At 66.3% G+C, this 25,921-nt stretch carries 16 protein-coding genes and 3 pseudogenes; 6 read left to right on the plus strand and 13 right to left on the minus strand.

Annotated features, from left to right (window positions below; all coding sequences use genetic code 11):
• Positions 1–155 precede the first annotated feature (155 nt).
• On the plus strand, positions 156–2,348 hold the full coding sequence (locus Q0894_RS08200; protein ID WP_299233576.1) for an EAL domain-containing protein: 2,193 nt from the start codon (positions 156–158) through the stop codon (positions 2,346–2,348).
• A gap of 51 nt (positions 2,349–2,399) precedes the next feature.
• Here Q0894_RS08200 and recD read toward each other — a convergent pair whose 3' ends face one another.
• The 6 genes from recD to Q0894_RS15745 form a co-directional block, all read right to left on the minus strand.
• Complete coding sequence (gene recD, locus Q0894_RS08205; protein WP_299233579.1) at positions 2,400–4,640, minus strand: exodeoxyribonuclease V subunit alpha; 2,241 nt, start codon at positions 4,638–4,640, stop codon at positions 2,400–2,402.
• Positions 4,637–8,611 carry an exodeoxyribonuclease V subunit beta gene (recB, locus tag Q0894_RS08210; protein ID WP_299233582.1) on the minus strand — a complete coding sequence of 1,325 codons (3,975 nt, stop codon included), beginning with the start codon at positions 8,609–8,611 and terminating at the stop codon, positions 4,637–4,639. The genes recD and recB overlap by 4 nt, the downstream gene beginning before the upstream one ends.
• Positions 8,608–12,339 carry an exodeoxyribonuclease V subunit gamma gene (gene recC, locus Q0894_RS08215; RefSeq protein ID WP_299233584.1) on the minus strand — a complete coding sequence of 1,244 codons (3,732 nt, stop codon included), beginning with the start codon at positions 12,337–12,339 and terminating at the stop codon, positions 8,608–8,610. The genes recB and recC overlap by 4 nt, the downstream gene beginning before the upstream one ends.
• 155 nt (positions 12,340–12,494) lie before the next feature.
• Positions 12,495–13,082 carry an NAD(P)H-dependent oxidoreductase gene (locus Q0894_RS08220; RefSeq protein WP_299233586.1) on the minus strand — a complete coding sequence of 196 codons (588 nt, stop codon included), beginning with the start codon at positions 13,080–13,082 and terminating at the stop codon, positions 12,495–12,497.
• A gap of 83 nt (positions 13,083–13,165) precedes the next feature.
• Positions 13,166–13,384, minus strand: coding sequence for a hypothetical protein (locus Q0894_RS15740; RefSeq protein WP_366130990.1), 219 nt, complete (start codon positions 13,382–13,384; stop codon positions 13,166–13,168).
• 6 nt (positions 13,385–13,390) lie between these two features.
• Positions 13,391–13,783, minus strand: a complete 393-nt coding sequence (locus tag Q0894_RS15745) for a pirin family protein (protein ID WP_366130986.1) — start codon at positions 13,781–13,783, stop codon at positions 13,391–13,393.
• On the opposite strand from Q0894_RS15745, the gene Q0894_RS08230 reads away from it, so the two are divergent.
• A protein-coding gene (locus Q0894_RS08230) for an IS3 family transposase (RefSeq protein ID WP_299233589.1) occupies positions 13,724–15,291 on the plus strand; the annotation gives its coding sequence in 2 pieces (ribosomal slippage) (positions 13,724–14,189 and positions 14,189–15,291; 1,569 coding nt in all). The two genes, Q0894_RS15745 and Q0894_RS08230, sit on opposite strands and share 60 nt — an antisense overlap.
• 36 nt (positions 15,292–15,327) lie before the next feature.
• On the opposite strand, the pseudogene Q0894_RS08235 reads toward Q0894_RS08230, so the two are convergent.
• Positions 15,328–15,543 (minus strand): annotated as a pseudogene (locus Q0894_RS08235) (pirin family protein); the annotation flags it as partial.
• A 253-nt stretch (positions 15,544–15,796) separates the two neighbouring features.
• Here Q0894_RS08235 and Q0894_RS08240 point away from each other — a divergent pair.
• Positions 15,797–16,447, plus strand: a complete 651-nt coding sequence (locus Q0894_RS08240) for a flavin reductase family protein (RefSeq protein WP_299233592.1) — start codon at positions 15,797–15,799, stop codon at positions 16,445–16,447.
• Positions 16,448–16,511: 64 nt separating this feature from the next.
• Here Q0894_RS08240 and Q0894_RS08245 read toward each other — a convergent pair.
• Positions 16,512–17,105, minus strand: a pseudogene (locus Q0894_RS08245) (AMP-binding protein); the annotation flags it as partial.
• Between the two features lie 132 nt (positions 17,106–17,237).
• On the opposite strand from Q0894_RS08245, the gene Q0894_RS08250 reads away from it, so the two are divergent.
• The gene (locus Q0894_RS08250) at positions 17,238–18,383 is read left to right on the plus strand and encodes an RNA-guided endonuclease TnpB family protein (protein WP_299233595.1); all 1,146 of its coding nucleotides are present in this window, start codon (positions 17,238–17,240) and stop codon (positions 18,381–18,383) included.
• Between the two features lie 36 nt (positions 18,384–18,419).
• Here Q0894_RS08250 and Q0894_RS08255 read toward each other — a convergent pair.
• The 5 genes and pseudogenes from Q0894_RS08255 to Q0894_RS08275 form a co-directional block, all read right to left on the minus strand.
• A pseudogene (locus Q0894_RS08255) lies at positions 18,420–19,346 on the minus strand (AMP-binding protein); the annotation flags it as partial.
• A 50-nt stretch (positions 19,347–19,396) separates the two neighbouring features.
• Positions 19,397–19,885 (minus strand): methylated-DNA--[protein]-cysteine S-methyltransferase, encoded by a 489-nt coding sequence (locus Q0894_RS08260; RefSeq protein WP_299233598.1) that lies wholly within the window; start codon positions 19,883–19,885, stop codon positions 19,397–19,399.
• A 137-nt stretch (positions 19,886–20,022) separates the two neighbouring features.
• Positions 20,023–20,154 carry a putative transporter small subunit gene (locus Q0894_RS08265; RefSeq protein WP_299233601.1) on the minus strand — a complete coding sequence of 44 codons (132 nt, stop codon included), beginning with the start codon at positions 20,152–20,154 and terminating at the stop codon, positions 20,023–20,025.
• A gap of 60 nt (positions 20,155–20,214) precedes the next feature.
• Positions 20,215–21,918 carry a sodium:solute symporter family protein gene (locus Q0894_RS08270; RefSeq protein ID WP_161423067.1) on the minus strand — a complete coding sequence of 568 codons (1,704 nt, stop codon included), beginning with the start codon at positions 21,916–21,918 and terminating at the stop codon, positions 20,215–20,217.
• 485 nt (positions 21,919–22,403) lie between these two features.
• The gene (locus Q0894_RS08275) at positions 22,404–23,339 is read right to left on the minus strand and encodes a DMT family transporter (RefSeq protein ID WP_299233606.1); all 936 of its coding nucleotides are present in this window, start codon (positions 23,337–23,339) and stop codon (positions 22,404–22,406) included.
• Positions 23,340–23,461: 122 nt separating this feature from the next.
• On the opposite strand from Q0894_RS08275, the gene Q0894_RS08280 reads away from it, so the two are divergent.
• Together Q0894_RS08280 and Q0894_RS08285 are read left to right on the plus strand one after the other, a co-directional pair.
• A complete protein-coding gene (locus tag Q0894_RS08280; protein WP_132042053.1) occupies positions 23,462–24,358 on the plus strand; it encodes a LysR substrate-binding domain-containing protein in 897 nt (298 codons plus the stop codon).
• Between the two features lie 77 nt (positions 24,359–24,435).
• Positions 24,436–25,914: a protein adenylyltransferase SelO gene (locus tag Q0894_RS08285; RefSeq protein ID WP_299233610.1), complete on the plus strand. Its 1,479-nt coding sequence runs from the start codon at positions 24,436–24,438 to the stop codon at positions 25,912–25,914.
• Positions 25,915–25,921: the final 7 nt, after the last annotated feature.

A 25,921-nucleotide genomic window follows, 5' to 3' on the forward strand; every position in this document is an offset into this window, starting at 1 on the left:
AGCAGTGATGTACCGGCCTGTAGGCTCGGCAACCGTCAGTCGTCCGTTTCATGCCCGGCGCAAGAGCCGGGCTAGCCAAACCCGCTTGCTCAGTATTTGCTGAGGGCACCGCTCTCCTCACGACGTCAGGAGGTATATCTTATGGGGGCCTGTACGTGACCGACGACCTCGCCCTGCTGGAAGCGCAGCAGACCATTCACGAACTGATCGCCCAACAGGCACCGCTTGAAACCACCCTGGACGCCATCGCTCACTGGGTCGGGATTCAGCTTCCCGGTGCCATCGTTGCCTTCATGCGCTTCGACCCAGCACGCTGCACCCTCAGCCTGACCTCGAGTTCGCGGTTTTCTCGGCTCTATTTCGAGCGCCTCCAAAATGTCTCGGTCGGGGAGGGCATGGCGTCCTTCGGCGAGGCAGCCTATCGGCGCCGTCAGGTCCTCACGGAAGATATTCTGACGGATCCAATCTGGGACAGGTTCCGTGACGCAGCGCTTGCCGAGGGGCTGCGTTCCTGCTGGTCGAGCCCGGTCCTTTCCTCTGATGGCGAACTGCTGGGGACCTTCGGTACCTACTATCGTGACCCCATCGCCCCTAGCGGCATCAGCCGGCGACGGCTGCAACAGGCCGCCGCCCTGATCGCTCTGGCGATCATCAAGGACCGCAACAGCCGTCAGCACCGCTCACTGGTCGAGCGGTACCACGCTCTGTTCGTGAATCATCCTGACGGGGTCTACGAGCTCGATCTCGAGGGTCGCTTCCTGCAGGGCAACGCCGCCCTGGAGAGCATTTCTGGTTACTCGATGAAGGAGCTTATGGGGCGTCACTTCAGTAGTTTCGTTGCTCGCGACCATCTCGACCAGGCTCACGCCGCCTTCGATGCCGCCAAGCGGGGCAAGTCACGTCATTACGAAACTCAGGCCCTCCATGCCGACGGCCGCCACCGCTACATTGATGTCATCAACTTTCCGGTTGTCGTCGAGGACGAAGTCATCGGTGTCTATGGCATCTGTCGGGACATCACCGAGCAAAAGCAACAGGAGGCGAAGATCGCCTACCAGGCCAGCCACGATATGTTGACTGGCCTGCCCAACCAGCTAGCACTTGGCGAGCAACTCGAGCGAGACTACCGGTGGTGCCAACAACATCAGCGCCTGCTGGCAGTGATGTACCTCGACCTGGATGGGTTCAAGGCCATCAATGAAGGGCTGGGGTACGAGGTCGGCAACCACCTGCTGGTGGCCATCGCCGACCGTCTGCGACCGCTGCTCGGTCCCCGGGACACTCTGGCCCGCATGACGGGCGACGAGTTTGTCTTCCTGCTGCCGGACCTCGAGAGTCGCGAGGAAGTGGCTGTTGCCGCCGAGCGCATCCTCGCCATCTTCGAGCGCTCCTTCGAGATCGAGGAGAGAGTGCTGCACATCAGTAGCAGCATCGGGGTTGCCTGTAGCGATGAAGATACCCTGCAGGCTCATGAGTTGCTGCAGAAAGCCGATCTTGCCGTGGGGGTAGCAGAACGGCAGGGACGCAACACCTGGCAGTGGTATCAAGGAGGAGGGAAGCAATACACCAATCAACATGTGCTGCTGCGTCATGATCTCCACATCGCACTGCGCGATAACCAGCTAGAGCTTTACTACCAGCCCATCATCGATGCCGTCACTGGCCGCATCCGTAGCCTCGAGGCCCTGGTCCGCTGGCATCATCCGGAACATGGCATGATCTCTCCCGGAGTCTTTATCCCCATCGCCGAGCAGAGCGGGCAGATCATTCCCCTGGGGCGTTGGGTACTGCGGCAGGTCTGCGAGCACCTTGCCGCCATGCGCGCCAAGGGCGAGCGAGTCTTTCCGGTGGCGGTCAATATCTCGTCGCTTCAGTTCCACCGCGACGGCTTCATCACCGAGGTGCAAGCCATTCTCGATGAGACAGGGCTGCCCCCCGAACTCCTCGAGCTGGAGATGACCGAGAGCATCCTGCTGAGCGACGCCGAGCAGGCCATCGAGAGAATCAACACCCTCCGTGGGATGGGCATCACGATCGCCATCGACGACTTCGGCACTGGCTTCTCCAGCCTTGGCTACCTGCGCGACCTGCCGATCCAAAAGATCAAGCTCGATCGCTCTTTCATCGGGGATATCCTCACCTGTCGCGACAATGCCGCTCTGGTTCAGGGCATCATTACCATGGCACACCATATGGATCTCATCGTGGTCGCCGAAGGTGTCGAGGAGCGTGAGCAGCAGGAGATCCTGATAAGTTGGAAAAGCGACATGTTACAGGGCTACCTCTTCGCCAAGCCCATGCCTTGGAGGGAGCTCAGGACCCTCCCTGGTCTGCTGCCCGCTCCCTAGGTATCAGTCGGCATATCGTGTGACGGGCATATGTGGGCAGCACACTGGCGCCTACTGAATCTTACCCGGCGCTCCCAGTCCACTCACCCGCATTACCCGCCTTTCTACCGCGTCCAGCAGCTGGCCGCGGCCGGTTTCGACCAGGGTGAGCCAGTGTCTGGCGCGGGTGATGCCGGTGTAGACCAGCTCCCGGGTCAGGATCGGATTGGGGGCGTCGGGGAGGAGCAGGGCGGTGTGGGTAAATTCCGAGCCCTGGGACTTGTGCACCGTCATGGCGTAGACCGTCTCCACCGCCTGCAGGCGGCTGGGTAGTACCCACTTGATCTGGCCGCTGCCGTCCCCGGCCGGGAAGGCGACGCGCAGTGCCGGAACGCCGCGAACAGGCCCATCGGATGGAGCTCGCGGCCGCGGCAGCGCCAGGGTGATGCCGATATCGCCGTTCATCAGCCCCAGGCCGTAGTCGTTGCGGGTCACCAGCACCGGCCGGCCGGGGTACCAGAGCCGCCGGCCGTTGCCGGTGTCGATCAACCCCTCCTTCTCCAGCGCGGTGCGGATGCGCTCATTGAGCCCCTCCACGCCCCAGGGGCCGCGGCGCAGGGCACAGAGCAGCTGAAACTGGCCGTGGGCGGCCAGTACCGCGCGGGCCCAGTCATCCAGGGGCTCGCGGTCGATTTCACCGTTTGCCTCCGCCGGTGGCGCGACATCTTTCATCGTCTCCAGATAGTGGCGATACCCCACCGGTGGCGGCAGCGGCTGGCCGCGCAACCGGCGACCCTCGCCGGCGCCGGGGAAGCCTTCGGCGTGACCCGAGACCACCAGCCGTTCCAGGCGGTGGTCGTGGTCGGTGTCGAGCTTGAGATGCGAGAGGTCGGCGTAGCCGTGTTCGAGCACGCGGCGAATGTCGGCGCGCTTTTGCTTGCCTGGTACGTCCTGGTTGACCGGGTCACGATTGACCGCACCGGCGAACTGGCCGATGCCGCTCTCGGCATCGAAGCGGTGACTGACCCGCAGCATGGCGATGGCCTGGTCCAGTGGCGCCCCGGCGGGGTCGAGCATCTCCGTGGGCAGCACCTGGCCGGTGGCCTCGCTGAGCCAGTCGGCTGTGGTCGGGGTGTAGTGGCCACCCTCGGCTCGGGCGCACAGGTCGCCCAGCACCGAGCCGGCCTCGACCGAGGCGAGCTGGTCCTTGTCACCGAGCAGCACCAGGCGGGCACGCCGCGGCAGGGCATCGAGCAGCGCGGCCATCATCTCCACATCGACCATGGAGGCCTCGTCCACCACCAGCACATCCAGCGGCAATGGATTGCGCGCGTTGTGGCGGAAATGGCGGGTATCGGGGCGCGAACCCAGCAGGCGGTGCAGGGTGGTGACTTCGGTGGGGACCGCTTGGCGAAGTCGCTCGCTGTTGTCCTGGGAGGACTGATGAGTCGCCGATAAATCGGGCTCCCACAGGGTGGCCAGGCCTTCCAGTCCCAGGGAGCTGACCTGCCCGGCGATGGACTCGTTGAGTCGCGCGGCGGCCTTGCCGGTGGGGGCGGCCAGGCGAATGCGCAGCGGTCGCTGGCCTTCGCTCAGGGCCAGGGCCTGCAGCAGGGTCAGCAGTTTGACCACGGTGGTGGTCTTGCCGGTGCCGGGCCCGCCGGTGATCACCGCGAAGGGCGAGCGGATGGCCAGGGCGCAGGCGGCCTTCTGCCAGTCCAGGGTGTCGCTGGCGGGGAAGAGGGCGGCAAGCGCCTGGGATAGCGTGCCGGTCTCAGCCGCATGGGGATCATGGTCGGAGGCCCCTCCGGCGTCGCTCTCCAGGCGGGCGGCGATATGCTGCTGGATCGAGCGCTCATGATGCCAGTAGCGGCGTAGGTAGAGGCGAGTGCCCTCGAGTACCAGCGGGGTGTTGCCGGGGCCGTCGCCGATGATCGTCGGGTAAGCGAGTGCCGTCAGCCAGTCGGCGAGGCTGAGCTCGGTGAGCAGTTGGCTGGGTCGAGGCGGTGGATCCTCCAGGCTGTCGCCCTCCGGCGGCAGCGAGAGTGCGAGGTCAGGCTCGGCCAGGGTCTGGGCCAGGTCCAGGCACACATGGCCGCGGCCGAGCTGGTGGCTGGCGAGTGCGGCGGCCAGCAGCAGCGGGGCGGGGGTGTCGGCCACCTCCCGGGCCAGGAAGGCGGCGAAGGCGCGGTCCAGGGCGCGCAGCCAGCCGCGCTCCACCCAGCGGTCGAGCAGGGCGAACAGCGCTGCGGTGTCGTGCAGGGCCTCGGCGGTGGGTGAGAAATCGCTCATGGTGGACTCACTGTGACTCATGGCTGTGCCTCCAGAGCGGTAGTGTCGGCGTCACGAAACAGGGCATCGAGCGCCTCGATCAGCTGGCGTGGCGGGCGTTCGCGATGCACGCCGCGGGAGGGGGCATGCTGGCCGCGCAGGAATACGTAGAGCGCCCCGCCCAGGTGACGGTCGATATCGTAATTGGGCAGGCGCGCCCTGAGCAGGCGATGCAGGGCCAGCAGATAGAGGCAGTACTGCAGGTCGTAGCGCCGCTCGAGCACCGCATCGCGCATGGCCGCCTCGGAATAGGCCTCGTCGTCACGGCCCAGGTGGTTGGACTTCCAGTCCAGCACGTAGAAGCGCCCCTCGTGTTCCACCACCAGGTCGATAAAGCCCTTGAGCATGCCGTTGAGACGGTCGCGCTCCAGGGCAGGGCGTGCCGCGCCGCCCAGGGTGTGAGTACTGACCAGCGCGTCCAGACGCGTGGTATCGACCCTGTGCGCGGCGAACCAGAACTCCAGCTCCACCTGATAGCGAGTGCTCTCCAGTCGATCGAGGCGCAGTGGCGCCACCGGTCCGTCGGGGGCTTTCGGCACAGGCAGCTCGCTTGCCAGCAGGCCACGCAGCCAGGCCTGCAGCGCCGGGATGCGATCGCGCCAGCCACGCAGGTTGGCACGCCGCGCCAGGGTGTCGTCCAGCCGTTCGGGCTCGGCGGCCAGTCGCGAGAATCCCTCCTGGCCGGCCCACTCCAGCAGGCCGTGCAGGAAGGTCCCCGCCGCCGGACCACGCGGGAAACGGTGCAGCGAGTCGTCGCTCACCCGCAGTGGCTGGGCGGGGTCGCTGGGCTCGTCGCGCATTTCCCGGGCGGTGGCCTCCAGAGCGGTTTCGGGCTCTATCAACAGTGCCTTTTCGGGCTCTTCCAGAAGAGCGGACTCGTCTCCTTCACCTTCGATGCGTGCGCCGCTTAACTGCAGCGCCGAATAGCTGGCGATCCACCAATGCTCCCGGGCTCGCCGAACGGGGCTCAGAGCCTCGCGAAGGGGCTGGTCGCTGGTCTCGAGAGCCACCACCCGGTCGTCGGCCTCGGGGGCCGGCAGCACCCGTAGCTCCGACTCCTCCGCCCCCTGGGCAAGGGGGACGAGGGCCTCGAGCAGTCCCTCCGTCGCGGGTGGCGAGAGCGGCGCCCCGGCGGTCAGTACCTGGCCGATGGCGCTGCGCTCCAGCTCCTTGAGCGGCGCGAGGCCCAGCCAGGTGGCGTGGCGGGCACGGGTCAGGGCCACATAGAGTTTGCGCAGGTCCTCGCCCAGACGCTCGTCGTCGGCGCGGGCCAGCACGGTTTCGTCGGGCTTCAGGGAGAGCCGACGGCGCCCCGCCTCGTCATGCCAGGTCAGTGGCAGGTCGCTGGCCTTCTTCGCCCGGAAGGCGCAAATAAAGGGCAGGAAGACCAACGGGTACTCCAGCCCCTTGGACTTGTGGATGGTGATCACCTGCACCAGGTCGGCGTCACTCTCCAGGCGCAGCCGGTGGCTATCCGCCTGGGCCGGCGGCTGGGCGCGGGCCTCGCCGAGGTGGCGGAGCAGGGCGTGCTCGCCGTCCAGTTCGGCACTGGCCTGCTGCAGCAGTTCGCCCAGATGGAGAAGGTCGGTGAGGTGGCGTTCGCCGCTGGTACTCTTCAATAGCCGGGTGGGCACGCCGAAGTCGGCCAGCAATCGGTGCAGCATGGGCAGTACCCCCTGGCGCTGCCACTGGCGTTGATAGGCCCGGAACTGCAGGACGCGCTCCTCCCAGACCAGCTCGTCGTGCTGCAGGGCATCGAGTGCGGCGAGGCTCATGCCAAGACTGTGCATGGCGAGCGCCGCATGCAGGCGACGCTCGCTGTCGGGCTCGGCGCAGGCGGCCAGCCATATCTCCAGCTCCAGGGCCGCGGGCGTCTCGAAAACCCCCTCCTTGTCGGAGAGATAGACGCTCTTGATGCCGCGCTCGAGCAAGGCATCGCGGATCGCCCTGGCCTCGCCGGCGTTGTTGACCAGCACCGCCAGATCCGAGGGCGCCAGCGCTCTGAATGGCTCGCCGGGTTCGCTGAAACCGGTGCGACCGGCCTGTCCCTCGCGCAGCAGCTCGGCCATATGGGTGGCACAGCGCGCCGCCATCTCCTCGAAGTAGGCACCCTTGGCGATGCCCTCCTCGGAGGCACCGTCCTCGGTGGGGAGATGCCAGAGCGTCATCGCGGGCACCGGGGCCCCCTCGCGAGTCAGCACGTCCTTCCTGCCCTTGGCGGCGACCGGCAGGAACGGCACGGGGTTGTCGCCTTCGGTCGAGCGGAACATGAAGGCGCCGCGACCGGCCGGGTGCGACTCGGCGAACCGAAACACCCGGTTGACCGCCGCCACCATGGCCTCGGCCGAGCGGAAGTTGGTGCCCAGGGTGACATGGCGACCGGCGGTGTCGCGGCGGGCCTGCAGGTAGGTGTGGATATCGGCACCGCGGAAGGCGTAGATCGCCTGCTTGGGATCGCCGATCAGCAGGATGCCGCTGGGGTCGCCGGGGTCCGGCTCCGCCGCGAGCCGATAGACATGGTCGAACAGCCGGTACTGCACCGGGTCGGTGTCCTGGAACTCGTCCACCAGCGCCACCGGGAACTGGCGCCGCACATGGGCGGCCAGGGCCTCGCCGGAGGGGCCGGCAAAGGCGACATCGAGACGCTCGAGCAGGTCATCGGGGCCGAGTTCGGCGCGGCGTTGCTGTACCCGCCGGCGACGCTCGTTCATCCAGCGTACGGCGTGGGCCAGCAGGTCGGCATGGGCATCGGGCAGGGCCTGGAGCCGGTCCGGCAGTTCGGCGATGGCCTGCAGGGCAGCATGCTTCAGGGGCGCGCCGTCCTTCCAGATCTCGGCGATGCCCTCCGGGGTCAGGCGCTTCCAGGCAGTGTCGGTCAGTGCCGGGGTGTCGAGTTCTGGGTCGTTGACCCAGTCGCGCAGGGCGCCCAGCCAGTTGGCGCGGCTTTTGCTGTTGAGCTTGCGCTGATCGAAGGCCTTGCCGGCGGCGGCTGTCTCCAGGGCCTCGTCGAGCTCATCGAGCCAGGCGGGCCAGGGCGCCTTGAGCTCGCCCAGCACTCGCCTGCGTTCTGCCTGCATGCTGGCCAGCGCCCCGGCGGGTGCAGGGGCATCGTGGAGCAGGTCGGCGTCACCCTGCAGGCGGCGTACGTCCTTGGCCAGGGCGTCGGGGCTCTCCCAGTAGCGGCTGACCACCGCCAGGGCCTCGGTATCCAGGGCGTAGTAGAAGCTGCGCCAGTAGTCCCGGGCGACCTCGAGCTCGAGTTCCGACTGGTCGAGGTTCATCTCCAGGGAGAAGAGGCTGCCGCTCTCGAAGGCGTGCTCGCGCAGCATGCGGTGGCACCAGGAGTGGATGGTGGAGACGGTGGCCTCGTCCATCCACTCGGCGGCCAGCTGCAGGCGGCGGGCGCAGGCGGGCCAGCGCTCCCGGGGGTAGCTGTCGCGCAGGGCCAGCAACGGGTCGCCGACCTCGTCTTTTGATGGAGCTTTCATGGACGGAGCTGATCCGGAGGCAGGCCCCGAAGTGTCGGACCATCGAGTAGGCGCTGTGGACCCCTCCCTGGGCGCTACCGACGCCGTTCCTGGCGTAGGACCTCCTCTGCGGCCTGCCTCCGGCGCTCCTTCGGCGGCATCGAAATGGGGGACTGTCCCCGGTTCCGTCTCTGGTTCCGGTGATTGAAATGCCTCGGCGGCTTCCACCAGTCGGGCGCGGATGCGGTCGCGCAGCTCCCGGGTGGCGGCGTTGGTAAAGGTGACCACCAGGATCTCCGGCGGGGTGAGGGCACGGGGGAAGCTCCCGGTGTCGGTCTCGTCCCGCGGGCCCAGTACCAGGCGCACGTAGAGCAGGGCGATGGTGAAAGTCTTGCCGGTACCGGCGCTGGCCTCGATCAGCCGGCTGCCGGTGAGCGGCAGATGGATCGGGTCCAGGGTCGGGGGCGTCTGGTCCTGTGGGGTCATGTCCTGTCTCCGTTGCCCTTTCCGGTGCTTCCCCTGGTGCTCTTCCCTTTCGGCTTCTTCACCGCATGTAGCAACGGGGCGTAGAGCCGTTCGGCCAGCTCGGCGAAGCCCATGGGGTCAGACCCCATGAACTCGGGGTCAGACCCCATGGGCGATAGCGCGTCACGCAACATGAGTTCCAGCTGCGGCCACTGGCGCATCAGGTAGGCATCACGGCCGCGCTCGCCATGATCGTTGTTGAAGCCACTGCCGTAGTAGGCGGTGACGAGGGCTCTCCAGGCCTTGGTATCCTCATCGCCTGCCTCACCGGCGAGGCAGCGTTGCATGGCCTGGGGCGTGCCGCCCTTCTCGAGCCAGGCGAAGGCGGCATCCCTGGCCAGCGGCAGGGGCGTGGCCATGCCGTGCTGCCAGGCGGCGACGATGGTTGCCAGGTGCGCGCGGGCCTCCTCGGCGGGCAGCGGAGCGAGGGTGCCACCACCGGCGCGGGAGAGCAGTCGGGTGGTCATGGGCCCTTCCAGCTGGCCGGCGAGGTGGGCGACCCAGGGGGTGAGCCAGTGCTTCCAGTGGTACTTGCCCTTGTTGACCAGGCTGCTGGTGGTAAGCAGTACACGGCAGCGCTCCATGGCATCGTTGACCCGCAGCTCGCCCAGCCAGTCCTCCAGTGCCGGGGCGTCGCCCGGTGTCTCCCGGAGGTCGAGCGAGATGTCCAGCGGCTCCTGCATGGCATGGGGCCACTCCTCAAGCACCTGACGATATTCGGAGAAGAGACTCTCCATGGGCTCGACGAGCTCGTCACGCATGCGCTCGGCGAAGCCGCCCATGGCCAGGCGCCCCTCGCGTTCCAGGCGCTCCAGGGTGGCCAGCATGGCGGGCTCATGGGGTTCACCGGCCTCCACCGCCGTGCGGCTCGCCTCGATCAAGGCATTCTGCAGCTGCCAGCGGTCGAGGCCATCCAGGATGAAGGGTTCACTGTCGAGGGACTCGGTGGCCTCGGTATCGAGGTGGACCTTGAGTCGAGTGTTGTAGAAGGCCTCCACCGGTGCCTTGAGGAAGTGGCCCAGCTGGGCCAGGGTCAGCGGGTTCTCCTGGTGGAATGGCGCCAGCGGTGCCGCCGTGGTCGAGTCGGCCTTGGACTCGGTGTCGTGGCGATGCAGCTCGCGCCACTCGTGGGCGTAGGTGGCGAGACCCGAGCCCTCTCCACCGGTGCCCGGTGCCGCACCTCGGAAATAGTCGATGCTGAAGGGTTGCAGCGGATGCTCGGTGGTCAGCGCGGCCAGCAGGGGGTTGCCGCTGGCTTCGTCCTCGCTTCCGGCCAGGCGCCAGCCCCGGGCGAGGTGATCGCGCAGCTGACCGAGCAGCACCGAGGGGGGCTGCTCCGTGTTGTCGATGATGCTGCGTCCCACCCAGCTGATGCTCAGCCGGTCGCGGGCCGAGAGCATTGCCTCGAGGAACAGGTAGCGGTCGTCCTCGCGGCGCGAGCGGTCGCCGGGACGGTAATCCTGAGCCATCAGGTCGATATCCAGCGGGCGCTGTACTCGCGGGTAGTCGGCATCGTTCATGCCCAGCAGGCAGACGTGGCGGAAGGGGATGGCGCGCATCGGCATCAGGGTGGCGATGTTCACCGCCCCGGCCAGGAAGCGCTGGGAGAGGCTCGCCTCGTCGATCTGGGCAAGCCAGTGCTCGCGCACCACCGAGAGCGGCAGGGGTTCGCTGAGCTCGGCCTCCTCGGCGCTCTCCTGCCAGCTTTCCAGTGCCTGCTCGAGTCGCGTCAGCGCCATCAGGTCCTGGTCCGAGTCGGCCAGGAAACAGGCCTCCAACAGGCCGCGCAGCCGCTCACCCCAGGTGGCCACATCACAGGGCTCGGCCAGGGTGCGCCACTGGGTTTCCAGGGTATCGACAAGGTCAATCAGCGGGCCGGCCAGAGCCGCCTCCAGCCCGCCGATATCGTCATAGGGTTCCACACCCTGCCAGGGCCCCTCGGCGGCATTTCCCACCGCATAGCCGAGCAGCAGCCGGCGCAGGCCGAAGGACCAGGTGTTGGCGGTGAGGCCCTCCGGCAGGTCGAGGCTCTGGCGCTGATGGGCGTCGAGCCCCCAGCGGATGCCGGCACCCTCGATCCAGCGGCGCAGGGTGGGCAGGCCACTCTCCGGGATGCCGAAGCGTGCACGCAGCGCCGGCACCTCCAGCAGGTCGAGGAGGTCGCTTACCGAGAGGCGCAGTTCCGGCAGGCGCAGCAGCGATTCCAGGGCGATCAGCAGCGGCAGGCGGTGGCGGCTGGCCTGGTCGGAGAGGGTGAAGGGGATATGGCGCGGATCGTCGGCGTCGAGGCGACCGAATACCGCCTGCACCGCGGCGGCGTACTGGTCCACGTCGGGCACCATCACCAGGATGTCGCGAGGCTTGAGGGTCGGGTCCTCGCTGAAGGCGGCGAGCAGCTGGTCGTGAAGGATCTCCACCTCACGCAGGGCACTGTGGGCCACCTGGAAGCGCAGCGAACGGTCGTGGGCCGGGTCCACCGCCGGCCAGGTGTCACGAGTCTCCTGGAGAGGGCGAAGCTCGAGAATATCGTCCTGCAGCTGGCGAAGCAGGCTGGGGCTCATCTCCGGGGAGACCGCCGCTGCCTCGCTCTCGCCCAGGGGGGATTCGAACAGGTCGATGCGCAGTGACTCGCCCTCGAACAGACGACGATAGGCCTGGGCCTCGTCGAACTCATCCAGCAGGCGCAGGTAGTCGCGGCCCTGCTTGCCCCAGGCGGCCAGCAGTGGCTGGGCATGCAGATGCAGCTCGGTCTCGGCCAGGTCCTTCGGCATGCCGGGGCGCCGCTGCTGGCGCCGACGCTCCGCCCGAAGGAGGTCCTTGTGCTCGATGATATCCGCCCAGTAGTGGCGGCAGGGGTTGTGCACGCAGAGCAGCACCTGGCTGACCCGGGCCATGGCGGCCAGTGCCTCGAGGGTCTGGGCGGGCAGCGAGGAGATACCGAAGACGATGACCCGGCGGGGCAGGCCGTGCGGACGATGCGTTGTGTCGAGCTCCCGGCATGCTTCCAGAAAGCGTTCGTGCACCGCCGCGCGGCTCGAGGCGAGGCCCGCCTCGCCATGGGCCCTGGCGATGTCTTCGCGCAGTACCCGCCACAGCTCGGCCTGCCAGCACTGCTCCTCGGCGAGAAGACGCGCCTCGCCCCGGGCGGAGATCAGCACATCCTCCCCCTTCGCCCAGGCGGCTAGCCAGTCGGCGCGATAGACCTGGTACTGGTCGAAGAGGTCCGCCAGGCGCTCGGCGAGCTGATGGCGCTTGCGCAGGTCGTCATCGCCTTCCAGGAAGCGTGCCAGGGGAGCGAAGGTGGAGGCGTCGAGCAGAGTCGGCAGCAGCCGCATCAGCCGCCACACCAGGCGCGGCTTGTCGAAGGGGGAGACCGGGGGCACGGCGTCTTCGCCTTCTCGTTGGGCGAGAACGGCCCGATAGGCCTGCCACAGGAAGCGCGCGGGCAGGGTCACGTCCAGGGCCGCGGCGATCCCGGCGCCACCCTGGTCGCGGTCCTCGGCGAGCGCCAGCTTCAGCCACTGGCTGATGCCGTTGCTCTGCACCAGGATCGTCTCGTTCTCCAGTGGCGCGAGCGGGTGGCGGCGCATCCATTCGACCGCCAGGCCTCGCAGGGCCTCCAGGCGGTTGCCATGGATCACCATGAAGCCGGGAGTAAGCTCGGTTTCCTGGAAGAGGCATGAGGGCATGGCGAGTCCTTCGCAACGATAGGCGGACCCTCATGGTGCCGTAAATCGGCAGGGGCATGAAGCGAGTCACGCCCCCGCCGATGTCGCGCTGTTTCGAAAAGGGGCGAGGCACGGGCCTTGCAGTTCGTCATGGCCCGATTGAGTGTCTCGTCAGGCTAGCGGGCTTGGGGGCTTAGCGCCTTTTCTCCCGCCTGAAGCTGCCGGCTCCAGTCGCCAAGGGCCGTTACCAGCTTGGCGATGAACTCGCGTGTGGTCTCATCGGCAAGACGGCCTTCGGCATCGAAGCGTTGATGGGCAGAGGAAATCATCACTTCCGGCTTGTTCACGCAATGCATGTCCAGAGCGACCATGGTACGCCGCAGATCATATTGCGCACGCACCCCGCCCAGCAGGCTCATGCTGGCGCTCATGATCGCGGCGGGCTTGCCGGCGAACGGCTGGGGCCGTTCGCGAGAGACCCAGTCGATGGCATTCTTCAGCACACCGGACATCGAGTAGTTGTATTCCGGCGTGGCGAACAGCAGCGCGTCGGCCTCCTTGATCTGCTCCGCGAGCCTGGCCACGGCAGCGGGGACTTCCCGATCACGCTGGTCCTGGTCGTAGAGGGGGATCCGTGACAGATCGGCGAACTCGATGATGATGTCGGCAGGGGCCGCGTCCCTGGCCGCACGAAGTGCCGCGGTATTGTAGGAGTCCTTTCGCAGGCTGCCGGAAATGGCGAGAACCTTGAGCGTGTCAGTCATGACGTCTCCTTGAAGGGTGTACTGGCATTGTGCGTCGAGCAAGCAGGGGCGATGACACCCCGTCGATCGACACTATCTCGAACTTACGCAAGATCAAACAGCAGGACCTCCGAGGCCTCGATGCCGGTCACGTCGATGGGCTCTCCCGGCTCGAAGGCGGCGGCGTCGCCGGCCGAGAGCCGCTGGCCGTTGACCTCGGCCGCGCCGCGGGCCACATGCAGCCACGCATGGCGTACCGTCGGTGTCGCTGCCTGTTCGCCGGCATCGAACAGTCCGGCATGGAGGTTGACGTCCTGGTTGATGCTGACCTAACCATCGCGGCCCGCTTCGGAAACCACCAGTCGCCACTCTCCCTGTCGCTGCTCTTCCGGAAAGCGCTTCTGCTCGTAGCTGGGAGCGATACCCTGTTGCTTTGGCTCGATCCAGATCTGCAGGAAGTGAAGCCCCTCACTCGAGGAGTTGTTGAACTCACTGTGCACCACACCGGTACCCGCCGACATGCGCTGCACATCACCGGGTTGCATGACCGCTCCATTACCCATGCTGTCCTTGTGGGCCATGCCCCCCAGTGTCAGGATGAGTGTCGCGCCATCTGATACCCTGTTCTTATAAACCCGACCAGGGGGCAAAAGGAGACACTCATGCCTCGTTACTCCGAGGAGCGCCGGCAAGCCGTAGTGACCAAGCTGCTGCCTCCCCACAACCTCTCCCCGAAGGTGATCGCGGAGCAGGAAGGGATCTCGCTGGGTACCGTCTACAAGTGGCGCAAGGAAGCCCGCGCCGAGGGGCGTTGCTTGCCGGACGCTCTGGGCAAGGGCGCCGATGGCTGGTCGTCCAAGGACAAGTTCAGCGCCGTGATCGAGACCGCCTCGATGAACGCCCAGGAGACGGCGGAATACTGCCGCCGCCGAGGGATTTATCCCGAGCAGCTCGAGCGGTGGCGACACGACTGCGAGCAAGCCGCCAGCCTCTCGCACTCGGAACGCCAACGTGAGGCCGACGAGGCCAAGCAGCAACGCAAGCGCATCAAAGCCCTGGAGAAGGAGCTCGCCCGCAAGAACGAGGCCCTGGCAGAAACCACGGCGTTACTGGCCCTCAGAAAAAAGGCGAGGGCGATTTGGGGGGACGAGGACGCATGATCAGCACCCCAGATCGCCAACGCGCCATCGCGCTGATCGAAGAAGCCCGGGCCCAGGGTGCCCGACTGGAGGCCGCCTGCCGCGAGCTAGGTATCACCGCCAGAACGTACCAGCGCTGGACGCGCGACGGCGAGCTACGCGAGGACCAGCGCCCTTTGGTCGACCGGCCGGTGCCGGCTAACGCGCTGACACCGGCCGAAGAGCAGGAAATCCTCGACGTGTGCCATCGTCCCAAGTACGCCAGCCTGCCGCCAGAGCAGATTGTGGTGCGCCTGTTCGACGAGGAGCAGCGCTACCTGGCATCCCCCTCGACGTTCTACCGTGTCCTGCACAAGCACCAGGAGGTAGTGCACCGCGGCCGCGCCAAACCGCCTCAACGCCGCGCCGAGCCGACGACCTACCAGGCCACCGCGCCCAACCAAGTGTGGTCGTGGGACGCGACCTGGATGGGCGGCCCGATCAAGGGGCAGTACTACTACCTGGTGATGATGATCGACATCTATAGCCGCAAGATCACCGGCTGGGAGGTGTTCCTGGCCGAGTCGGCCCATAACTCTCGCAGCGTGCTGGAGCGGGCGGTGCTGGCCGAGCAGATCATCGATCAGCCACTGGTGTTGCATGCGGACAACGGCAGCCCGTTCAAGGGCGCGACGCTGCTGGAGAAGCTGCATGACCTTGGCATCACCCCGTCCTTCAGCCGGCCGCGGGTCAGCAACGACAATCCCTATTCGGAGGCGCTGTTTCGCACCTGCAAGTACCGGCCTTGCTACCCAGTTAATGGGTTCGTCACGGTCGACGACGCCCGTGAGTGGGTGGCCGGCTTCGTGCAGTGGTACAACCACGAGCATCGCCACAGCGGGATCCGCCTGGTGACACCGGCACAGCGCCACGCTGGAGAGGATACCGAGGTGCTGGCTAAGCGCCATGCCATCAATCAGGCAGCGCGTGCGGCCAACCCCGCTCGTTGGAGCGGTAAGACCCGCAACTGGACGCCGATTGGCACCGTGTCGCTTAACCCGGAGCGGGAGCTCCAGGTCACCGTCGCCGAACCGGAAAAACAGGCGGCTTGAAGGACCTCAGAGGCGACAGATTTCTTGACAACTACCGATGCTGCCCGACAGCACGTAGGAGATGATCTCCATGTTCCGATGTGGGTGGGCGCCGAAGCCGGCCCCGCCCTGGACTCGGTCTTCGTTGATGACACGCAGCTTCCTGAACCCCAGATGGTCGGGGTCGAAGTAGTCGGCGAACGAGAAGGTGTGACGGGAGCGTAACCAGCCGTGATTGGCATGACCGCGTTCATTGGCGCGTCGCAGGATCATCTTGTACCTCCTGGAGTGGTGAGATAAGTCGGATGGAGAGCGTCGTTGCGGGCTCGGTCCCGTAGCGATGTGTGCATGTTATTTGTTCATTTTAATCGATTGAAAGCGGCATTTTTTGCATTAAAGGTTCGATTTATACGAAAATTTTGATCCGAGTGTTTCAGCTTGCGCTGCCAGTCACATTCCCTTCAGGGGCGGGACGCACTCCGGGATGGGGTACCATCGGGAACAGGTTCGATAACGGGGATACGGTATGAGTGACTATCTGCTGGAAGAGCAGGAACTAAGCGCCGCAAAGATCTACCGGCTGTTCTCGGGCAGCATCTGTCCGCGGCCCATCGCCTGGGTCTCGACTCTGGACGACCGGGGCAATGCCAACCTGGCACCCTTTTCCTTTTTCAATGTCGTCAGCGTCAACCCGCCGGTGCTGGGGTTTTCCCCCCTGCTCGATGGAGACGCCAACCCCAAGGACACCATTCGCAACCTGGAGCAGGTGGGCGAGTGTGTGGTGCATATCAGCGGTGAGGGATTGGTGCAGGAGATGAATGCCACCAGTGCGGGACTCGAGCACGGTGATGACGAATTCATCCACGCCGGGCTCGAGAAGGTGGCCATGGCAGGCGTTTCGGTACCCAGGGTGGCCGGGGCACCGGTCGCCTTCGGCTGTCGACTGCGCGAGATCATCCGCTTCGGTGATCAACCACTGGCCGGCAACCTGGTGCTCGCCGAGGTGGTGTCGATTCATGTCGACGATGCCGTATGGGATGGCCGGCACGTCAGTGTCGAGGGGCTGCGCCCCCTCGGGCGAATGGCCGGCAATGACTACGCCCGCTGCAGCGATCTCTTCGAGGTGGAGCGCCCCGCCTCGGGTAGCTCACTGACCCGGGATGAGCGGGGACGCTGAGGCTGGCCGCGCCGGCCGAGGGTGTGGGCGCGGCCATCATCGCTATCTTTCTGGCGTCACGGGCTCAGCGGTAGGTGTCCTGGAACTGCTGGCGCAGCTGGTTCTTCTGCACCTTGCCCATGGTGTTGCGGGGCAGACTGTCGATGAAGAACACCCGCCTGGGCTGCTTGTAACGGGCCAGCCGCCCCTCGAGATGGCCGAGCACTTCAGCCTCGTCGAGACTGGCTCCGGGCTGGAGTACCACCACGGCGGTAACGCCCTCGCCAAGGTCGGGGTGGGGCAGGCCGATCACCGCCGACTCCACCACGCCTGCCTGCTCGTCGATGACCTCCTCTGCCTCCCTGGGGTAGACATTGAAACCACCGGAGATCACCAGGTCCTTGTCACGGCCGACGATCTGCACGTAGCCATGATCGTCGATCATGGCCAGGTCGCCGGTAATGAAGAAGCCGTCATCCAGCAGCTCCTCACGCGTCTTCTCGGGCATGCGCCAGTAGCCGATGAAGACGTTGGGGCCGCGCACCTGAAGGATGCCGATCTCGCCATCGGCCACCTCCCGGCCGGTCTCGCGATCGATGATACGAATCTCCACCCCCGGTAGCGGCCGACCCACGGTGCCGGCCCGGCGCGTCCCGTCGTAGGGGTTGGAGATATTCATCAAAATTGCGCGAGAGACCCCTGCCTTCAGGCATGGGGAGGGATAGCGCGTCGTCCGCCAGGACGACCCTGTTCTCGCTGCCTCTATTTTTGATGGTTGCTATTTACACATGTTTGTTTATACAGTATGTATATGATGAAACGCGCTTACCGATACCGCTTCTATCCGACGCCTGAGCAAGAACAGCTTCTTGCTCGGACGTTTGGCTGTGTGCGTTTCGTCTACAACGCGGTGCTTCGCTATCGCACCGATGCGTTCTACGAGCGCCGAGAGAAGATCGGCTATGTGGCCGCGAACGCCGAGCTGTCGCGGATGAAAAAGGCCGAGGACACGGCCTTCCTCAATGAGGTCAGCTCGGTTCCGCTTCAGCAGTGCCTTCGACACCAGCAGACGGCTTTCAAGAACTTCTTCGAAGGCCGTGCCCGCTACCCGAACTTCAAGAGCAAGCGTCACCGCCAGTCGGCGGAGTTTACTCGCTCCGGGTTCAAGTACCGAGACGGAAAGCTGTTTCTTGCCAAGTGCAAGGAGCCGCTGCCGGTGCGTTGGAGCCGCGAGCTGCCCAGCGAACCGACGACTATCACCGTGACCAAGGACTCGGCAGGCCGCTACTTCGTCAGCTGCTTGTGCGAGTTCGATCCCGAGACGCTGCCCGTGACCCCGAAAGTGGTGGGCATCGACCTCGGTTTGAAAGACCTGGTCGTCACCAGCGACGGGCATCGAATCGGCAATCCCCACCATACGGTGAAGTACGCGACCCGCCTGGCCAAGGCGCAGCGGAACCTGAGCAAGAAAAAGCTCGGCTCCAAGAACCGCGCCAAGGCCAGGCAGAAGGTCGCCCGTCTTCACGCCAAGATCTTCGATTGCCGGATGGACAACTTGCACAAGCTGTCCCGCCAGATCGTCAACGAGAACCAAGTGATCTGCGTCGAGTCCCTCAAGGTGAAGAACATGCTGCGCAACCCTGCCCTGGCCAAGTCGATCAGCGACGCTGGCTGGGGCGAGTTCGTCCGCCAACTGGAATACAAGGCGGCTTGGGCGGGTCGGCAACTGGCGGCCATCGACCAGTGGTACCCGTCCAGCAAACGCTGCTCCGGCTGCGGGCATGTGATGCCCGAGATGCCGTTGCAGGTTCGTGCCTGGACGTGCCCCGAATGCGCAAGCGAACACGACCGTGACGTGAACGCCGCGGTCAACATTAAAGCCGCCGGGCTGGCGGTGTTAGCCCTTGGAGAGAATGTAAGCGGCATGGAGCAAGTCTCCGTGTCCGGTTCTCGGTGAATTGGGAATCCCCTGGCTTCAGACATGGGGAGCAGTCAAGTTGGTCTCGGTCATGCCGTAGCGCTCGAGGATGGCGTGGCCGGTCTTCTCCTCGAAGGCCTGGTGAGTCTCGGCGGTGAGCGGTGCCGAACCGGAAACGAACAGTCGCATCCTGGCGGTAACCTCGGGAGTCAGACGCGGGTCTGCCACCAGGCGGGTATAGAAGGTGGGTACCCCCATCAGCACCGTGCCGTGGTGCATCGCCTCGACGATCATGTCGGCATCGAACTTGGCCAGGAAGAGCATGCTGGCGCCCGCCATCAGGGTGACGTTACAGGCCACGAAGAGGCCGTGGGTGTGGAAGATCGGCAGGGCGTGGATCAGCCGGTCCGTTTTGCTGAAGTGCCATGCCTCGGCCAGGGTGGCGGCATTCGAGGCGAGGTTGCGGTGGGTGAGCATGGCTCCCTTGGAGCGCCCGGTGGTGCCGGAGGTGTAGAGGATGGCGGCCAGATCGTTCTCGTCGCGGGGTTCCACCGCCTCGTGCGGGGTCGCCGCCGCGGCCGCTTCCATCAGGCTGCCGTCGGCGGCGGTGCCCAGGGTCTGTACCGCAGGGCAGCCGGTCTCGGCGGCGAGTGTGCGCGCCTCCTCCACGGCGGCGGGGCGACAGACGAACAGCGCCGGCTCGGCGTCACCGAGGAAGTAGCGGATCTCGTCGCCGGTGTAGCCGGTGTTGAGTGGCAGATAGACGGCACCGATGCGCAGGGTAGCCAGGTAGAGCAGGATTGCCTCGGGACTCTTGTCGACCTGCACCGCTACCCGATCGCCTGGCGCCGCGCCCAGCTCGATCAGGGCGCCGGCCAGGCGTGCACTCATGGCCAGCGCATCGACGTATGAATAGTCGCGCCCCTCGCGGGTGGTGATGAAGTTGGCGTCGCCACGCTCGTGCATGCGGCGGGCAAAGGTCTCGAACAGGTTGTGGCTCATCCTGGTCACGGCTCCTTGAAGTGTTGTCATCCGATGTTTCTGCCGCCGCATCACAGCAGCATCGGCACCTCACCTGCCTCGAAGGCGAGCAGCCAGCGCTTGCGGCCGATGCCGCCGGCGTAGCCGGTCATGCGACCGTCACTGCCGATCACCCGGTGGCAGGGCACCACGATGGAGATGGGGTTTCTGCCGTTGGCGGCGCCTACCGCGCGCTGGCCGCCCTTGCTGCCCAGCTGCTCGGCGAGTTCGCCGTAGTTGCGGGTCTCGCCATAGGGGATCCTCTCGAGCGCGGACCACACCCGGCGCTGGAAGTCGGTGCCCCGGGGGGCCAGCGGCAGGTCGAAGTCGCGGCGGGTGCCGGCAAAGTACTCGGCCAGCTGCTCGCGGGCCTGGTCGGTCAGCGGGCCGGGGCAGGGCGGGTCGGTCTCGGTATCGACGAAGTCGATCTCGGTGATGCCGGTTGCATTGGCGCGAAGGCGAATCAGGCCGAGGGCGTCGGCCGCCGGTGGCCGATAGTAGTCGAGGGTGTCGCGGCTCATGGGGTGCTCCTGGCAGTGCGAAGGCCTTCCCGGAGTCTACCCGCTTTGATGGGTGGTGCTACAGAGTGAAACGGCCCCGCGGGCAGCTCGTGCGCGCGGGGCCGTTGCGGGCGACGCCTGAGTTTCACACCTGAGTGTCAGACCAGTTCGCGATTCTCTTCGCGCGCCTGGCGACGATCGCGGATCACGGCGCGGCAGATCAGTGCCAGTACGCCCAGGGTCAGGGCGGGCCAGATCAGTACATAGAAGGCAAACAGCGTAGTCATCATCGGTCTCCTCTGGATGAGGTCGGCGCTGCCGGCCTCATCCTCGTGGTTGATGGGTGGATATCAGCGCTGGGTGGCGAGGCCGGCGGCGGCAGGTGCTTCTTCCGGTGCCGCGGTCGGCTTGTCGTTCTGTGCCGAGTCGCTGTAGTTGCCCACCCGTTCGGCGATGGTGTCGAAATCGAAGCGCTCGCGGCTGCTCAGGCTCATCACCACGCAGACCAGGGTGCTGGTGCCGTAGGCGGTCAGTGAGGCCAGCAGCACTGTGTAGTCGCGCAGGAAACCGGTGGCGAAGATCAGCATGGCGATCAGCGCCAGGGTGCCGGCGATAAAGCCGACGGTGCGGCCGAAGAAGCCGAATGCCATCAGGCCGATGATCACGCCACCACCGATGCTGGCCAGCAGTTCGAAGAACAGGCCACCGGGACCGGCCAGGTCGACCAGCTCGAAACGCGCGACACAGAACAGCACCATGGCGACCAGTACCGAGACGGTAAAGGCCTGGTTGGTAATGCGGTCCCAGAAGCAGCTGGCGATCACCGGGAAGACAATGGCCCCCCACAGGGCACCGACGAAGACCAGCATCACCAGGATATCCAGCGAGAAGCTGGCGAAGACGATGCCGACGACCGTGGCGGTGATCATGGTCAGGCGGCCGACCAGCAGCATGCGCTGAGGATCCACCTTGCCGCGGGCGATATTCTTGCCGTAGACGTCGGCCATCATGATCGCCGACAGTGCCGAGAGGTCGGAGTCGGCGGTGGAGGAGAGCGAGCCGATCACCAGGATAAAGAACAGCGCGATGAAGATCGGCGGCAGGTAGCCGGAGACCATCTGCGGGATCAGGTTGTTCATGTTGCCGTTCAGCGGCTCCATGCCCAGCGTCAGTGCCATCAGGCCGATCATGCCCAGGCCGATGACGATGGCGCCGTACCCCACGGTGGCGGTCAGGAAGGTCGGCTTGATGTGGTCTTCGTTCACCGCGAACAGGCGCTGGGAGATGGTCTGGTTGCCGATGGCATAGGCCAGCACGGCGACGAAGAAGGGCGCGCCCTGGTTGAGGATGGCGTCGCTGGAGAAGAAGTTGGTCTGCTCCGCGGTCAGGTTGTCGAGACCGGCGACCAGCTCAGTCGGGCCGCCCATGGCGAAGAACACTGCGGGAATGATCACGATGGCAATGGCCATGAGCGCCACCAGCTGGGCGAAGTCGGTGAGTACCGAGGCACGAAAGCCCGACCACAGGGTATAGAGCAGCACGCCGACACCGGAGATGATCACGCCGGCCTGGAAGGAGAGCGGGGAAAGTACCGAAACCAGCGCACCGGCGGCTGTGAAGTTGACCATCAGGCTGATGATGCTGCCCAGCACGTTGGATAAGGCCAGAATCAGCTGGCTGGAACTGCCGTGACGAGCGTGGATCAGCTCTCCCAGGGTGGCGGCGTTGGGGGCGAGCTTCCTGAAGCGCCGGCCGAACGGATAGATGAACAGGATCATCAGGGCACCCCACAGGCCATAGTGGATGGGGCCCGAGACGCCATAGGTGTAGCCGGAGGTGGCGGCGGCATAGAAGGAGGCGGCCCAGATCCAGGTGGCGGTCATGCTGGCGGCGCCGATGCCGAACCCGATGCGATGGTTGGAGACCATGAACTCGTCGGCACACTCCTTCTTCTTGCGGATGCCGAGCGTGAGCAGGTAGGTGCCGCCGTAGAAGGCCAGCAGCAGCAGGATCACGGTCAGGGTGGAGAATTGGTATAGAGATTCGCTGTTCAAGGGCAGTCCCTCGGTAGGTGGATAGAACACGTCCTGAGCACTTCTTGTCGGTGCTGTCAGCAGGACGCAGTGGGCCGAGCCGGGCAAGATCCGAACGATAGACAGGGGCTTGCGCGCACAGGAGTTTCCTGGGCGGCGGCAGCGGCGCTGTAGCGGGTGGTCGGCTCTATGGCGGCAGGCGAGTGCCGCGGCAATACGGTATTACCCCAGCGCGGGGGGAGCAGGTGGAGGGCGTGACGGCATGCGCCTGCCCTTGTTGGCAAAGTGTAGCGACATGGATTCCTTCTCTTTCGATAACGTCATCGACGATCGGCCGAGGTAACGGCGATCCAGTCTGCGATGAGGCAAGACCAGGTGGGCGGGGCGCAGGGGCCATCGCCCGTCAGAGAGCCGCTGGAGGCACGGTGGCCTGATCCAGGGCCCACTTACCCTACCCACACAAGCGGGATATGTCCAATCGGTCTCGAATCAGAAGGCAATTGTGCTCAGCTACGCCGAAAAGCTCGCCTGGAGAAGGAGGGGGCCACGCGCTTCGGCTCCGCGGCGGCGACCACGCTGCCCGCGACCACCAGCACGGCCGCCAGCGGCAGTCGCCAGTCCGGTACGCTGACGCCCGCCAGTACCAGGAAGAGGGTGGCCACCACCGGCACGCCATGGGCCAGGTTGCCGACGCGGTGGGCCAGGGGATCGCGCATGGCGCGGTCCCAGGCCAGCATGGCCAGCCCGTAGGGGCCCAGCCCCAGGGCGATGACGATCACCAAAGTGTCCCTGGCGGGCAGGGCGATGGTGCCCTCCAGGGCCAGGCTGGCGGTGCCGGTCAGCAGGCTGGCGATCAGCAGCAGGTGTGGCATGCGATCCCCCAGGCGCCAGGCCGCGACCTGTCCCGCCAGGGAGTAGAGCGCCCAGCACAGCGCGCCCAGCGCAGCCAGCAGATAGCCCACCCAGGAGCCGGAGGCACCGCCGCTCAGCGCCTGGGGCCCCACCAGCAGCGCGGCGCCAGAGAAGGCCAGGCTGGTACCGAGCAGGCAGTTCCCCGGCAGGCGGCCCAGGGCTCGCCACTGGCTGGCCAGCAGAAACAGTACCGGCCAGGTGTAGAGAATCAGCGCGACCTGCTCGGCCGGCGCCCGGTTGAATGCGGCGAAGCAGGCGCCTACCGCACCGGCGGTCAACAGTGGCACTCCCAGGTAGACGACCACCCCTTCCACCGGACGAAGCGGGGCATCCCGGTGACGGCGACGGCGTGCCATGGGCAGGGTGCCCAGCGCACCGGCCAGCAGTGCCAGCGCCGAGAGGCGCAACGGCGGCAGGTCGCCCGCCTGATTGGCCAGCAGCGGTACCAGCGCCCACAGCAATACCGCCAGCGCCGCGGCGCCGCCGCCGAGCCAGGGAGAGTGTGTGAGGTGTGGGCGCTGAAGTTGCATGGTCGCGGCCTCCCGTGAAGCGTGGGTGGAGTCAGGCTGGATGTTGACCCCATGCTAGCCGTGCCATACTCATCACAATATCGATCTTAATTGATCATTCTCATCAAGAGGTTTGATGAATCATGCGTGCTCCGACCCTCGATCTCGCCCTGCTGCGCACCCTGGTGGCGGTGGCCGATACCGGAAGCGTCACCGCCGCCGCACGGCGCCTGGCCTTTACCCAGTCGACCGTGAGCATGCAGCTCTCGCGCCTGGAGGCGGTGCTCGAGGTGTCGCTCCACGAGCGGCAGGGGCGGCGCATCCGCTTCACCGCCGAGGGGGAGCGGCTGCTGGAGCATGCCCGACGGCTGCTGGCGCTCAACGACGAGGTGCTGGCCGACATGCGTACACGGCGTGTCACTGGAGAACTCAACCTGGGGATCCCCGAGGACTATGCCCCGCTGCTGACGGCGGTGTTCTCCTGGTTTCATCAGCTCTATCCGGATGTCGGCCTGCAGGTCACCTGCGGCGTCAGTGCCGAGCTGGTGGAGCGCGTGCGTGCCGATGAACTCGACCTGGCGCTGGTCACTCGTCAACGCCGTTCGCCGGGCGGCGAGGTGATCCGCCGCGAACCGCTGACCTGGGCGGTGGGGCTGGAGCGTCAGCCGCCGCTCTCCGATCCCCTGCCGCTGGCGCTCTATTCGCCCGGCGCGGACCTCTTTCGTGAGTCGGCGGAGGACGCCCTGGCCGCCGCGGGTCGCGACTGGCGGGTGGCCTATACTAGTCAATCCATGGCCGGGCTGGCACCGGTGGTGCAGGCGGGTCTGGCCATCGTGGTGGTCACCCGCAGCATGCTAGGGCCCCAGCTGCGTGCCCTGGACGAATCCAGCGGAATGCCGCCGCTGCCGGCCGTGGAGCTGGCCCTGCACCGTGCCGCCCGCCGCCCGACCGAGCCCGCCCGGCGCCTGGCCGAGTTGATTCGTGAAGAGCTGGCGCCGGCCAGAATGAGCTGGGTCAGCCGGGACGAGCTGGGTCGATAGGGAGATGTCCGAGCGTTATACTCGGGTATTTACTCCTCTCTTTCCCCCGGCCACGCTGGCCCGCGACTGGAGCCGCCATGTTTCCCGAGTTCACACTGCGTTTCGCGCGCCTGCCCGAACGTTTCTATCTGCGCTTCGATCCCGTGCCGGTGCCCGAGCCTCGACTGGTCGCCTTCAATCGACCGCTGGCGGAGGCGCTGGGCTTCGATCTCGACGCCTTCGAAGCGCAAGGCGCCGCCCGGTGGTTCTCCGGCAATCGTGTGCCACAGGGCGCCGAGCCCCTCGCCCAGGCCTATGCGGGCCACCAGTTCGGGCACTTCAATCCGCGTCTCGGCGACGGCCGAGCGGTGCTGCTCGGCGAGGTGACCGATCGCCAGGGGCGCCTGCGGGATATTCAGCTCAAGGGCGCCGGCATGACCCCCTTCTCACGGGGCGCCGACGGGCGTGCACCGCTGGGCCCGGTGCTGCGCGAGTACCTGATCAGCGAGGCGATGCACCGGCTCGGCGTGCCCACCACCCGAGCACTTGCCGCGGTGACCAGTGGCGAGCGGCTGTTTCGCCGCGTGCCGGAGCCGGGGGCCGTGCTGACCCGGGTGGCGGCGAGTCATCTGCGGGTGGGCACCTTCCAGTACTTCGCCGCGCGTGATGATGGTGAGGCGGTGCGTCTGCTGGCCGATATGGCCATCGAGCGGCACTATCCAGGCCTGCTGACCGCAGAGCGGGGCGAGGGCGAGCGCTACCTGGGCCTGCTCGAGGCGGTGGCCGACCGTCAGGCGTCGCTGGTGGCGAAGTGGATGGGGTTAGGCTTTGTCCACGGGGTGATGAATACCGACAACTGCACCATCTCGGGCGAGACCATCGACTATGGCCCCTGCGCCTTCATGGAGGCCTACTCGCCGACCATGGTGTTCAGCTCCATCGATGAGCAGGGGCGCTACGCCTATCGCAATCAGCCGTGGATCGCCCAGTGGAACCTGGCGCGCCTCGCCGAGACCCTGATTCCGCTGATCGACGATGACCAGGAGAGGGCTGTCGCGAAGGCCACCGAGGTGATCAAGCGCTATGAGCCGCACTACGAGGCCGAGTGGCTGGCGGTGATGCGTGCCAAGCTCGGGCTGGAACGGGAGGAGGAGGGCGACCGTGAGCTGGTCGAGGCCCTGCTCGAGGCGATGCAGGCCGGGTGCGCCGACTTTACCCTGACCTTTCGCCGCCTGAGCGAGGCGGTGGAGCTGGACGCCCCCGCGCTGTTCGAACTGTTCGAGACCGGTGACGGCCTGGCCGCCTGGCTGCCGCGCTGGCGCGAGCGCCTGGCTCGGGAGTCGGCCGATAGCGGCGCGATCGCCGCCCGCATGAACGGCGTCAACCCGCTCCATATCCCGCGCAACCACCAGGTGGAAAGGGTGATTGCCGCCGCCGTCGAACACGACGACTTCGGCCCCTTCGAGGCCCTCGGTGAGGTGCTGGCCGAGCCCTTTGCCGAGCAGCCCGGCCGGGAGGAGTATGCCAGGGCTGCTCCATCCACCGAGCGAGTGTTTCGGACCTTCTGCGGGACTTGATCTGGCA

This window comes from uncultured Halomonas sp. (genome assembly GCF_947501415.1).
Taxonomy (GTDB): domain Bacteria; phylum Pseudomonadota; class Gammaproteobacteria; order Pseudomonadales; family Halomonadaceae; genus Halomonas.